The 13,330-nt window shown below is 35.6% G+C and carries 13 protein-coding genes and 1 riboswitch; of the genes, 8 read left to right on the top strand and 5 right to left on the bottom strand.

Going from position 1 to position 13,330, the window contains the following annotated elements:
* Positions 1–48 precede the first annotated feature (48 nt).
* Both UMR38_05415 and UMR38_05420 read right to left on the bottom strand, forming a co-directional pair.
* Positions 49–1,113, bottom strand: a complete 1,065-nt coding sequence (locus tag UMR38_05415; GenBank protein ID MEC9485295.1) for an extracellular solute-binding protein — start codon at positions 1,111–1,113, stop codon at positions 49–51.
* A gap of 141 nt (positions 1,114–1,254) precedes the next feature.
* A complete protein-coding gene (locus tag UMR38_05420; protein ID MEC9485296.1) occupies positions 1,255–2,646 on the bottom strand; it encodes a YdiU family protein in 1,392 nt (463 codons plus the stop codon).
* Between the two features lie 148 nt (positions 2,647–2,794).
* Between UMR38_05420 and UMR38_05425 the strand changes: the two genes are divergently transcribed.
* Positions 2,795–3,817, top strand: a complete 1,023-nt coding sequence (locus UMR38_05425) for an L-threonylcarbamoyladenylate synthase (protein MEC9485297.1) — start codon at positions 2,795–2,797, stop codon at positions 3,815–3,817.
* Between the two features lie 40 nt (positions 3,818–3,857).
* Here the strand turns inward: UMR38_05425 and UMR38_05430 are convergent, their stop codons facing one another.
* Positions 3,858–4,175, bottom strand: a complete 318-nt coding sequence (locus UMR38_05430; protein MEC9485298.1) for a cupin domain-containing protein — start codon at positions 4,173–4,175, stop codon at positions 3,858–3,860.
* 92 nt (positions 4,176–4,267) lie between these two features.
* On the opposite strand from UMR38_05430, the gene UMR38_05435 reads away from it, so the two are divergent.
* A complete protein-coding gene (locus UMR38_05435; GenBank protein MEC9485299.1) occupies positions 4,268–4,906 on the top strand; it encodes a hypothetical protein in 639 nt (212 codons plus the stop codon).
* A gap of 138 nt (positions 4,907–5,044) precedes the next feature.
* Here the strand turns inward: UMR38_05435 and UMR38_05440 are convergent, their stop codons facing one another.
* Both UMR38_05440 and UMR38_05445 read right to left on the bottom strand, forming a co-directional pair.
* Positions 5,045–6,166, bottom strand: a complete 1,122-nt coding sequence (locus tag UMR38_05440) for an aminotransferase class I/II-fold pyridoxal phosphate-dependent enzyme (GenBank protein MEC9485300.1) — start codon at positions 6,164–6,166, stop codon at positions 5,045–5,047.
* The gene (locus UMR38_05445) at positions 6,159–7,292 is read right to left on the bottom strand and encodes an amidohydrolase (GenBank protein MEC9485301.1); all 1,134 of its coding nucleotides are present in this window, start codon (positions 7,290–7,292) and stop codon (positions 6,159–6,161) included. Before UMR38_05445 ends, UMR38_05440 begins: the two co-directional genes overlap by 8 nt.
* A gap of 95 nt (positions 7,293–7,387) precedes the next feature.
* A riboswitch (Lysine riboswitch) is annotated at positions 7,388–7,560 on the top strand.
* A gap of 62 nt (positions 7,561–7,622) precedes the next feature.
* On the opposite strand from UMR38_05445, the gene lysA reads away from it, so the two are divergent.
* From lysA to dapD, 6 genes are read left to right on the top strand one after another with little or no spacing between them, the layout of a single operon-like run.
* A complete protein-coding gene (gene lysA / locus UMR38_05450) occupies positions 7,623–8,915 on the top strand; it encodes a diaminopimelate decarboxylase (protein MEC9485302.1) in 1,293 nt (430 codons plus the stop codon).
* A gap of 16 nt (positions 8,916–8,931) precedes the next feature.
* Positions 8,932–10,125: an aspartate kinase gene (locus UMR38_05455; GenBank protein MEC9485303.1), complete on the top strand. Its 1,194-nt coding sequence runs from the start codon at positions 8,932–8,934 to the stop codon at positions 10,123–10,125.
* An 8-nt stretch (positions 10,126–10,133) separates the two neighbouring features.
* Positions 10,134–10,964, top strand: coding sequence for a diaminopimelate epimerase (gene dapF / locus UMR38_05460; protein MEC9485304.1), 831 nt, complete (start codon positions 10,134–10,136; stop codon positions 10,962–10,964).
* Positions 10,957–11,829 carry a 4-hydroxy-tetrahydrodipicolinate synthase gene (gene dapA, locus UMR38_05465; GenBank protein MEC9485305.1) on the top strand — a complete coding sequence of 291 codons (873 nt, stop codon included), beginning with the start codon at positions 10,957–10,959 and terminating at the stop codon, positions 11,827–11,829. Before dapF ends, dapA begins: the two co-directional genes overlap by 8 nt.
* Entirely contained in the window at positions 11,826–12,560 is a 735-nt protein-coding gene (gene dapB / locus UMR38_05470) for a 4-hydroxy-tetrahydrodipicolinate reductase (protein ID MEC9485306.1), read from the top strand. The genes dapA and dapB overlap by 4 nt, the downstream gene beginning before the upstream one ends.
* Positions 12,557–13,249 carry a 2,3,4,5-tetrahydropyridine-2,6-dicarboxylate N-acetyltransferase gene (gene dapD, locus UMR38_05475; protein ID MEC9485307.1) on the top strand — a complete coding sequence of 231 codons (693 nt, stop codon included), beginning with the start codon at positions 12,557–12,559 and terminating at the stop codon, positions 13,247–13,249. Before dapB ends, dapD begins: the two co-directional genes overlap by 4 nt.
* The last annotated feature ends 81 nt before the right edge of the window (positions 13,250–13,330 follow it).

Raw genomic sequence — 13,330 nt, forward strand, 5'->3', positions numbered from 1 at the left:
ACTACTCCCTCCTTTTGTTGTGAGAAAAGAGAGCATCTGCTCTCTTGTTTACTCAGTTAAGTGGGATGGATTATCCCAGTTTGCATTTGTCATAATAATTAACGCTGTTTCATTATACTCACCAAGGACAGATAATTGAATATCTTGTTCTTTTATTGCGGATAATCCTTGATCGGTTAACCAACTTTGTAATAGGTCACTCATATCAGCTTCAGGATTCACAGGGAACTCATAGTTTGCTGCCGAGAAAGTTTCTTGGACAGATATACTAGATAAGAATTCAATTAATTTGATGGCATTTTCTTTGTTCTGTGCATTGTTGATAACACCAGCACCACTAACATTTACGTGAGCGCCAGATTCGTTTTCACCTTGGCTAGGGAAGTAAATACCCACTTCATCAGCAACACCATAATAACTTGATGTTTGATCAGTTTCATTCACTAGTTTACCATAGTAATATGAATTTGCAATAGCTATTTTAGCTTCACCATTCGCAATGGCTACAGCTTGATCTCGGTCATTTCCTTCAGGTACACGAGCCATGTTGTTAACAATTCCTTCAACCCATTCAGTTGTTTCAGTTTCTCCCCATAAAGCGACAAATGAAGCAACTAATGACTGGTTGTAAATGTTTGATGATGACCGTGCAATAATGTCATTAGGATATTCATCAGCAACATTTTGATAGGTTAAACCAGTAGGATCAATTGAGTTATCATATAAGAAAACTCGAGCCCGTTTGGTTAAACCAAACCACATATTATCAGCATCTTGATATTTGGCAGGCACATTAGATTCTAATGTGTCACTATCGATAGACTGTAAGATACCTTCTGATTTAGCGAGTGCTAGATAACCAGCATCAGCAGAAAAGAATACATCTGCTTGAGGCACATCGCCTTCAGCTTTTACTTTTTCGATAAGCGCAGGCGCATTATCATTAATAATGTTTACTTTGATTCCTGTTTCTTCAGTGAATTTCTCATATAATGCATCATCACTGTCATAATGTCTTGTTGTGTAAACATTAACGACTTCCTCAGTTCCTGAGCAAGCAGATAACGTAACAATTGTTAATGCTAAAACAACAAACATAAATAATTTTTTCATCGAGTAATTCTCCTTTTCATTTTTTTAGTACATCGCCATTAAAACATACAAAAAAAGGATTTTCAATCATATCAATAATTTTTATAAATAATAACTATTTTTATAAAAAACATACTTAAAAAGTATCACAGCAGCTATGTTCTAAGTACCACAATAAGTTACGTATTTTTCATCGTTAGGATTAGGAGTCTGAAATTTTTCAGGTAGCTCAACTTGATAATTAAAAGGATTTTTAACGAATGTGAGAAGATGTTGGAATAAGGTATCATCATCGTTAAAAGCAAATGACGACAATGCTTCTTCAACAACATGATTTCTAGGGATAATAATTGGATTATGTTTAGTCATTAACGTAGTCGCTTTATCGAAATCTTTAATAGCTTTTTGCCAAGAATTATACCATATGTCAAATCCCTCTTTTTCTAACAAATCATTTACTTGGTTTTTGGTTAGTTTGATAAAAGTGTTAGTATAATCTAATGTGTGAACCTCCATCAAATGAAGTAAGTCATGAACAAGTTGGTTATGAGGTGACTTAAAACCAAGTTTATACGACATCTCTTGGTGATAATAATAAGTATAAATATCTTCAAATGATGTAATCAATTTATTGGCTTTTTCTATAGCTAAATCTTGATTATCATCAAATAATGGATACAGTGTTTCTGCAAGTTTAGAGATATTCCATGACGTTATGATTGGTTGTTGTGAATACTTATATCTACCTAGTCGGTCAATTGAACTGTATACTGTATTTGGATCATAATAATCCATAAAAGCACATGGACCGAAATCAAGCGACTCGCCACTAATGAAGACATTATCAGTATTTAGTACACCATGGATAAAACCAATGCTTTGCCACTTCGCAATTAATTGTGCCTGACGTTTGATTACCTCATGAAAGAAACCATAATAATCCCCAATATGTTTTGGAAAAAGTTGCTCAATCGCGTAATCAGCTAATCTTTTTACAAGCGGTATACCACCTTTTACATAAGCATATTGAAAAGTACCAATACGTAAGTGTGAACGCGCTATACGTGAAGCGATAGCGCCTTTATGTGTACGCGCTCTTATAACTTTTTCACCGGTACCTATGATAGAGAGTGTTCTAGATGTAGGAACATTTAATGCATAAAGCGCTTCACCTATAAGGTACTCTCTAAGCATACTATAAAGTGTTGCTTTTCCATCTCCGCTTCGAGAATACGGGGTGTGTCCGGATCCTTTTAACTGAACATCATACAAAGTATTATCTTTTTCAATCTCACCTACATTGAGTGCTCGACCATCGCCTAAAGTAGTAAAATGACCAAATTGATGACCAGAGTATGCTTGTGAGAAGTAGTCAACGCTATCTGAACCACCAGATAATACATGTTTGCCTCTATCTGAATGCAATCTATTTAATGCTAAATTATCAGCTAAATCATGGTTAAACAATACCCATTTTAGATTCTCATATGACTTACTTTCTACACGACGATATAATATATTTGGTAAGGTTAAATAACTATGTTGTTTGATCATATGTATCACCTTTCTATTTATAGTTTACCGAATAATGTTAATCTTACAAACCAGGATGCATTCTGAGATATGTTTTTCTTAAAATGATTTCATTCAAAGACGTTTTTTGATATAATCAACAGTAGTTAAGAAATAAAGGTAGATAGAAATGAAAACAAAGATATTCCATAGTGAAAAAGATGATTTCAACTCACTCATCACATATTCAGCTCAAATTATCCAACAAGGTGGACTTGTTGTTTTTCCTACTGAAACAGTCTATGGGATTGGTGCGAATGCATTAGACCCTAATGCGGCCAGTAAAATATATCGTGTTAAAGGTCGTCCGTCTGATAATCCCTTAATTGTTCACATTGCAAATCAACAAGATTTAAATACGTATGCAAAAAACATTACAAGCGATGCCAAGTTATTAATCGATGCGTTTTGGCCGGGTCCACTTACGATTGTATTTGACAAACAGACAGTTGTACCAAGCGCTATTACAGGCGGATTAGATACTGTTGCTATTAGAATGCCAAGTAATCCTATTGCACATGCTTTAATCAAATCTGCTAATGTGCCAATCTGTGCACCTAGTGCGAATATAAGTGGGACACCATCTTCAACGATATTTAAGCATGTCTACAATGATTTATTTGGTAAAGTCGATGTGATTATTGATGGTGGACAATCTGCTGTTGGGCTAGAATCGACAGTCCTTGATATGACAGGCGATATACCAGTTGTTTTAAGACCAGGAGCGATAACAAAATCAATGATTGAAACAATCATTAAACATTCGGTAATCGACACCACTGAACATATCACTGACAATACAATTCCAAAGGCACCGGGGATGAAGTATAAGCATTATGCGCCAAAAGGAGAGGTTATCTTATTGAAAGGTACCCAGGACGATATTATTAATTACATTAAGCAACAGGATCCATCGATAGGTATCATTGCGAGTAATGAACTTTGTCAATACTTAGAGACATATCATACCTACCCTCTAGGTCCTAAAAATGATCCATCTCTCATTGCAAGAAATATCTTTTTAGCTTTAAGAACGATGGATGAACATAACATAAAACACATTTATGTAGAAGCGTTTGAGGATAAAGAATTAGGACAAGCTATTATGAATAGATTGTTAAAAGCAAGCAACTATAATCTTATTAAACTATAAAAAAACACCGACTAGTAAGATACTAGCGGTGTTTAGTATATTATTGAATACCGGGGGTTTTGATATTTAGGAATGTCAGACCATCATCGTCTGCCTTTAGTGACATTGGAGTATTTGGTGGACAAAGAATGATATCATTTTTCACAATTGTTTGGTCACTTTTACCAATAGTAATGGTACCAGAACCACTTAAAATAAAAAATGTTACATCAACGGGGACTTGATGTGGTGGAATAGTTTCATTTGGTTTCATAATTAAGTTTTTAATCGTGGCTGTTTTGTGACTCACAACAGTTTTTGTTGATATACCACGCTTATTAATAAATGTCTCTAAATCACTTAAATTTTTATGATTCATCGGATCACCCTTTCTAAATATAGTATAACACACCAAAATACTTTCGCTGTGATATGGGTCACATATCGTAGAAAAACAAGGAGTTTGATAACATGCGCAAGGATTTAATTATCTCAACTTTAATTACATTACTTATCGGAGTATTGATATATGTTTTAACTTTACCGAGTATTCTTAATACAGCGGATCAATATCCATTATTAAGTAGTTTTATAAAGTTTTTCTTGCTTGCATCTATCGGTGATATTATTGGATACCGCCTTCAAACGGGTACTTGGCATAGACCACCTAAATTACTTGCAAAAGCGATTGTATGGGGTATCATTGGGAGTATCATCTATATGATCTTTCAAATATACTCAGAAGGTATTAGATTATTACAAGTTAATAACATCTTACCTTTTGCTGGTAGTAAACTAGCGTTTGCATTGTTCGTGTCTATCATTATGAATTACACATTCGCACCGACAATGATGAGTGTACATCGAATGAGCGATACGTATTTTAACTTACAAAAAGAGGGTATGAAGCCATCTTTTAAAGATGCAGTAGGGGCAATTGATTGGAGCGCGTTTTATCATATGACACTATTAAGGACAATCCCATTATTCTGGATACCTGCCCATACAATCACCTTTTTGTTACCAGAAGACTATCGTATCATTTTTGCGGCTAGCCTGGGGATAATTTTAGGCATTTTATTACGATTTACAGATAAATTAAAACAATAATTTATCGCTATTAACATCACAAAAGACTTCATTATGAAAAAGAGCGTTCCATGTAATGATTGGAACGCTCTTTTAATATGCGTTATAAAGGATGGTGCATTGTTTATTAAAATGACTGAAATTAGCTCTGGTGACTGGTTATCGCGATTCATGCATTGCTTTGATCCGATTTAATGCCTCTTCTAGTGTAGATAAGTTAGCCGTATATGAGAGTCTGACGTAGTTATCATGGTTACCAAGGAATGCGCTCCCTGGGATTAATGCGACACCATAATCTTTAACAAGTTTTTTACAATAGTCTAGTGAGTTAAAACCTGTATCTGCAATACTGTAAAAAACATAAAAAGCTCCATCAGGATGTATATAAGATATCCCTAGTGTCTCCAGTTTTTTTATAACATAATCGCGTCTGTGTTTTAAACTATCAATCATGTCGTCATAAGTGAAGTCTATTGCTTCTAATGCAGCATATTGGCTGATGGTTGAAGTAGATGTTACGGTATATTGGTGAACTTTTAAAAACGCTTTAATCAATGTCTGATGTGATATGATATAACCAATCCGAAAACCAGTCATCGCATGACTTTTTGAAAACCCTCCTAAGACAACTAATCGATCTTTGAGTGAGACAACATCTCGAAATGTACGGGATTGCTCAAAACTGATATCTTGATATATTTCATCACTAATCAGTAACAAGTCATAATCTGTGACAAACTGAGTCACAATTGCCATTTCTTCAGTACTAAGGACATGTCCTGTTGGATTGTTTGGTGATGTGACAAGTAAAGCTTTAGTTTTATCAGTATAGGCTTTTTCTAAGGCTTCTTTTGTTATTGTGTGATTGGTTTGTGTGGTATCAACTTCAACTACCTTACCCCCTTCTAGATGTATTAATGGCGCGTATCCAACATAACCTGGAGTGGGAATGATGACTTCATCACCATCATCTACAATACTTTTTAATACAATAGCCAACCCTTCAGTGGTGCCGACAGTTAGGATGACATCATCTTCATTATAGAGTGTGTCTTGTGTAATTTTTTGTCTTAATGCGCTTATGCCCTGATTAGTAGTATAAGTTGTTTTATTTTGATTAATTGCTTCAATGGCCTTGTCTTTGATTCGCTTGGGAGTGTGAAAATCTAATTCACCTAAGGTAAGTTTAATGGTATTCGGAAATTGATTAGCATAAGTATTAAATTGGCGAATACCAGAGATGTCAATGTCTTTAATAGAGGATTTAATAAAATTATTCATTCAGAACCTCCATTTCCTTAAGGACAGCTTGATAAGCCTTAAGTCCTGTTTCTAAAACCGTTTCATCAAAATTAAATTTAGGATGGTGTAAAGAATGGGTATATCCTAAGGATGTATTTTTTGTGCCCACATAGAAAAATACACCAGGGACATTGTCTTGATAAAAGCTAAAGTCTTCCGCAATCATTAGGGGTTTTTCAAACGTATATGTTTCAAAAGATGATGTGGCATTTTGCCAACGTTTATATAAGATTGGATCATTTATAACAGGTAAATATCCCTCTGTAATTGCGACATCTATTTGACAATCATAGCTTATTTCATATTGTTTACAGAGTTGTCTGATAGATGATTTTATGGTTTGAAATGTATCGACACTAAATGCACGAATAGTTCCTTCCATAAAAGCGTAGTCTGATACAGCATTTCTAACGGTACCACCACCGATTTTTCCAAAGGTTATAATCGAATACTCGAGTGGTGAAAGTTGGCGCGTTTGAATGGTTTGAAAATCGATTAACAATTTACTTAAAATAAGATTCGCATCAACACCTAAATGGGGCATTGCACCATGCGCAGATTTGCCGTTTACAGTAATTGTCACTTCACTCGCCATAGCCATAAATTCATTAGGTTTAGAGGCTAGGATGCCTTCGTCAATCTCAGGATATAAATGAATACCAAATATTGCTTTCACATTGTATTTATCTAAGAATCCTGTATCACATAGTAATTTTGCTCCGCCGATACTTTCTTCTGCAGGCTGAAAAATGAGTAAAATATTTTTCTTGAGTTGACTTTTTTTGCTAGAAAGATACTTCGCTAAACCAAGAAGCATACTCATGTGACCATCGTGTCCACATGCATGCATATTGCCTGGATGTTTACTTTTAAAATCAAGGCCAGTTTCTTCATTTACTGGTAAAGCATCAATATCACTTCTAAAAGCAATAGTCTCTTCACTACTTGCATCAATAAAAACCAAGACATCTGTTTCTAATAACGAAAAAGGTTGATATCCCATATCCTCCAATGCTTGCTTTAAATAAGAACTGGTTTTCTGTTCTTGTAAACTCAGTTCAGGGATTTGATGTAAGTCGCGTCTGAATTTTTTTAATTCTTTCATATGTTTCACCACCGTTTACATTAGATTACATTAATTATGAAAAATTTTCAACGTATTTGTTTACAAAGCATTTTTCATATGGTATAGTGACATGTAATAAGTATAGAGGCGCATTTGACAAGAGTACTGCCCATTCACTGATCAATTGAGTAGGTACGAAAGGGGAAAATGCCGAAGGTTAATACGATCTGATCAATCGGTTGACTTGGGACTAAGGAAAATATCTTTAGTACTCCATTATCTTGATAATGAGGCGCTAATACTATTGAATATAATGTATTCAATCAGTAGGCTTGCCTACTGGTTTTTTTATTAATTGAGGTGAAATAAATGGAATTTGGAACACAAGAAAATAAAGAAGGGGTTTTACATATTGGTGGGTTATCTACAAAGGAACTTGTTAAGCATTATGGTACGCCACTATATGTCTACGATGAATCGTATATTGAATCACGGCTAGATACGTTTAAGACGGTTTTTACAAGTACACAGTTTAATGCCAACATTGCCTATGCATCAAAAGCATTATTAAATAAAAAGATTGTTAAGATGATCCAATCACATAATCTTTATATGGATAGTGTGAGTGGCGGGGAATTATATGTTATTAAAGAAAGTGGCTTTGACATGTCTAGAGTCCTCTTCCATGGTAACAACAAAAGCATTCAGGAGTTATCTCAAGCCATTGCGTATGGCGTTGGATTAATTGTCGTTGATAATGTAAGTGAGTTAGAGGTGTTATCAAATTTAGCAAAGACAAAAGACCATGAGATTCATACGTTATTAAGAGTTAATCCAGGTATTGAGGCACATACGCATGAATATATTGAAACAGCGCGTTTAACGTCTAAATTTGGAGAGAGTATTTTTGATGATGACATGATCAATCGTATTATGACAATTTACAAGTCTTCAGTTAATCTCAAGCTTGATGGGTTTCATTGTCATATTGGTTCACAGGTCTTTGGACAAAAACCATTTATTAAAACGATTGATGTTATGAGTGAGTTTATCTCTCGTATAGAGAAAGCATATCGTGTTACCGTCAAGACATTAAATATAGGGGGTGGATTTGGGGTGCAATATACCACCGATGATACCCCAGAACCACTAGACGAGTTGTTAAGTGAATTAGTTACCCATGCAGAAAAGACCTTTAATGATTATGCGTTATCAATTGAAAATGTATTTATTGAACCTGGAAGAAGTATCGTCGCAAATGCTGGGGTTGGCTTATACGAAGTTGGCTATATTAAAGAGACCTATGGAAAAAAAGACTATGTGTTTGTTAACGGAGGAATGAGTGATAATATTCGTCCTGCATTATATCAAGCAAAGTATACTTGTGATATAGCGAACAAGCTAAATCAACCAAGAAATAAAGTGTACACTGTGGCTGGTAAGTTATGTGAAAGTGGGGATGTTCTTGTTCATAATGCCAAATTACCAACACCAGAACAAGGGGACATTCTTGCTATATATACAACAGGTGCTTATGGGTATTCAATGAGTAGCCATTATAATAAAATGCCGAGACCAGCTATTGTATTTGTCAAAGATGGACAGTCAGAATGTGTTGTTAGACGTGAAACATATAGAGACTTGTTCCGATTGGATCAGTGATTCGATGGGTGTCGTTATGAAATACGGTGGTACCAGTGTTGGTACCATAGAACAATTAAACAACATAGTTGATTATGTTAAAATACGCAAGAAAGAAGATAAAGATATTGTGCTTGTTGTTAGTGCAATGGGAAAACAAACAGATCACTTATTATCACTCGCAAAAACAATCACATCATCCATTGATAAACGTGAAATGGATACCCTATTAGCAACAGGTGAACAACAAACCATAGCGTTACTTACTATAGCGCTTAAATCAGCGCAGGTTGATGCGATTAGTTTAACAGGCTTCCAAGCCGGTGTAAAAACGACAAGTAGCCATACTAAAGGAATTATCATGGATGTAGACATCTCGCGTGTTACGCAACATCTCAAAGAAAACAAAGTCGTTGTTGTGGCGGGATTCCAAGGTATTACGGAAACGGGAGATATATCCACATTAGGTCGAGGTGGTAGTGATACAAGCGCTGTAGCCTTAGCCGCAAAACTCGGATTTCCATGTGAAATATATACCGATGTATCAGGTATTTACCGTGTCGACCCAAGACGTTACAAAGACGCCAAAAAACTGGATCATATTTCCTATGATGAGTTAATGGAAATGTCAAGTTTAGGCGCTGGGGTAATAGAAACTCGGAGTGTCGAACTCGCAAAGAAATATAATGTGCCGTTATATATCGCCAAAAGCTTAAGTAAGAAAGGAAGTGGCACAACGATTATGAATCAATCATATATGTTTGAAGAAAAACCGATCACAGGATTATCTGTCACGGATAATGTTGTGATGGTCACATTAGAAAATATCGAAAATAATTTAACGACTGTCACAGACGTTTTTAATCATCTCAGTGCGAATAATATTAACCTTGATATGATTAGTCAAACAGTCGATAAACATAATCAATTAGTCATATCTTTTAGTATTGATGGGCATGATTTAGATGCGCTTTATGACACAATTGAGTCAGAAAAATTATTATTTAAGTCAGTGAAATATAACGTGACAACTGAGTTAGTCAAGTTATCACTCGTTGGCGTTGGTATGGCAAGTCATTTTGGGGTTGCCGCAAAGGTTTTTCATTTATTAGCTAAAGAAAATATTACATTTACAACCGTCTCAACCTCTGAAATATCGATTAGTTGTACCATCTCACAAAAAGATCAAGCAAAAGCCATCCAGACATTAGCAAATGGCTTTGGACTGTAGGTGAGTGTATGCGATTATCAAAATATCATGGGTTAGGAAACGATTTTATAATTGGACATTATGATGAGTTAAAGCATTTAGAGTTTAGTCATTTTGCCAAAAAGGTATGTCACCGCCATACAGGAGTTGGCGCAGATGGACTTATCATTGTAAAACAATCCCCTTTAGAAATGATCTATTATAATAGTGACGGTAGCCTGGCTGAAATGTGTGGAAATGGAATTAGATGTTTCGCAGCCTACTGCTTAGATGAAAAACTCGTACAAACACAGGATTTAACAGTTCAAACACTCGCAGGTGAGTACCAACTTAGGATTAAAGACACCTATCCTTATCACATTACAGTCGACATGGGAAAAGTTAATTATGACCCAAAAAGTTTTGGGGCTACAACACATGAACCCATCCATAATAAAGCAATACAATTAGAAGAAACAACCTATCATATTCATGCTGCGTTGATGGGGGTACCGCATATGGCGATACCACTAGATACCTTTAATAATGAAACCCTAACGTATCTTGGTAAAAGATTAACAAATCACACCTTATTTTTAGATGGCGTAAACGTAAACTTTTACGAAATACTCTCAAAGGATACAATTAAGATGCAGACATATGAACGAGGAGCTGGATTGACATTGGCGTGTGGCACTGGTGCTTGCGCTACTGTTGCGATGCTTCATCATCAAGAATTAATCAATAATCAAGTCACAGTTCAGTTACCATTAGGAGAACTTGTGATTACAGTTAATGACAATGATCATGTCATTATGACAGGACCAGCCGAGAAAATCGCTGATCTGATTATCTCAGAAAGGAGCCAATACTATGTTTAAAGGATCACTTGTTGCTATTGTTACGCCATTTGATCAACAAGGTGGCGTGCATTATGAAAAATTAACGGAATTACTTAACTGGCATGTTGAACAAAAAACAGACGGTATTATTATTTTAGGAACTACGGGAGAAGCACCAACTCTATCAAAAACAGAAAAACTCGCTGTATTTGAACACACTGTTAAAGTTATTGATGGGCGTATTCCAGTCATTGCCGGGACAGGATCAAACAATACGTCTGCGACGATTCAGTTTTCACAAGAAACAGAAAAACTAGGGGTTGATGGATTGTTAGTGGTTACCCCATATTACAATAAAGGAAATAGACAAGGTATTATTGAACATTATAAAGCAATCAATAATGCTGTTAATATCCCCATTATTGTATACAATGTCCCATCACGTACAGGGGTTAATCTAGAAGTAGATGTGGTTAAAGAACTATCATCATTCTCTCATATTGTAGGGTTAAAAGAAGCTAGTGGAGATCTCTCATATTTTGGTCAGATCCAGGCAGCGACCCCAAAAGAGTTTCTTTTGTTTAGTGGAAACGATGATGTTGTTTTACCAACATTAAGCCTAGGGGGCAGTGGTGTTATTAGTGTTGCAGCCAATGTGATACCAAGACCATTTCACGATATGGTAGAGGCATTCTTAAATAATGATTTACAAAAGGCAATAGAACTCCAACTTCATTACATGGATTTAATTAATGGATTATTTGTTGAAGTCAATCCTGTTCCCGTAAAAGCAGTACTTAATTTGATGGGGAAAAACGTTGGTGAATATCGTTTACCATTAGCTCCGCCTACTAACGATACATTAACCTTATTACAAGACCTTGTTCGGAGGTATGACCTATGAATATCATTATCAGTGGATACGGTGCAATGGGTAAAACCTTATTAGATGAAATAGGTAACGTTAAAGCTTTTGGTGTGTGTGGAGTTGTTGATATGCAACAAGAATATGGTGTATCAGATTTTTCACAAATTGAAACATCTTGTGATGTTGTGATTGATTTTTCTCACCCAGATCAATTACATACCGTACTTGACTATGGTTTAGACACTAAAACGCCTTTAGTCATCGCTACAACAGGGATGTCTCATGAACAAGAAAAAGCGATTGAAACAGCCAGCAAACACATCCCCATTTTATACACAGGAAATACCTCACTAGGAATCAATGTTATGAATCATATTGTAAAACATATGACAGATGTACTAGACGACTTTGATATCGAGATCATCGAAAAACATCATAATCAAAAAATAGATGCTCCTAGTGGAACAGCTAAAATGCTGCTTTCTTCAGTGCAAGAAAGAAGAAATATTAAGGCTGTATATGGTCGGAACGGTGTATCAAAACGAGACAAAAATGATATTACGATACATGCCCTTAGGGGAGGCACTATACCTGGGGAACATAGTGTTATTTATGCCGGTGATGATGAGCTGATCGAAATCAAACATACCGCATTAAGTAAACGTATCTTTGCTAAAGGGGCATTAAAAGCCGCACAATATATTATAAAACAACCATCAGGATTATATGATATGACTGATGTATTAAAGAAAGGTGACGTATCATGAATGCACAAGAAATTATCGCGTTTATCAGTAACTCAACAAAAACAACACCCGTAAAAGTCTATGTCAATGGGAATCTAAAGGATGTAATATTTCCCAATTGCCAAGTTTTTGGAACAGACAATTCAAAAACTGTATTCGGAGACTACAAAGACATACAACCTGTTCTTATTAAACATAATTTAACAGATTATGTTATCGAACAAGACCGGCGTAATAGTGCTATACCAATGAAAGACTTATTAAATGAATCTTCACGCATTGAACCAGGTGCGATCATTCGTGATCAAGTTGAAATAGGAAGAAATGTTGTTATTATGATGAATGCCACAATTAATATTGGCGCATCCATCGGTGATGGGACAATGATTGATATGAACGTAGTACTTGGCGGACGCGCAACGGTTGGTAAAAACTGCCATATTGGTGCAGGGACTGTTTTAGCAGGTGTGATTGAACCACCAAGTGCAACACCTGTTATAATTGAAGATAATGTTGTTATTGGCGCTAATGCTGTTGTATTAGAAGGCGTAAAAGTGGGTGAAGGTGCTGTCGTTGCTGCAGGTGCAGTAGTAACTAAAGATGTCCCAGCAAACGCCGTTGTCGCAGGAACACCAGCGCGCATCATTAAACAGAAGGATACCAAAACGCAATCTAAAACTGAGATTGTAGACGCATTAAGAAAACTATAAAAAAATCCATTCATGGATTTTTTTATTTTGTATTATGTTTTCTTAACGAAAAAACATGCGATATAATGATGATAGAGGTGA

This window comes from Candidatus Izemoplasma sp., assembly GCA_036172455.1.
Lineage (GTDB): Bacteria > Bacillota_I > Bacilli_A > Izemoplasmatales > Izemoplasmataceae > JAIPGF01.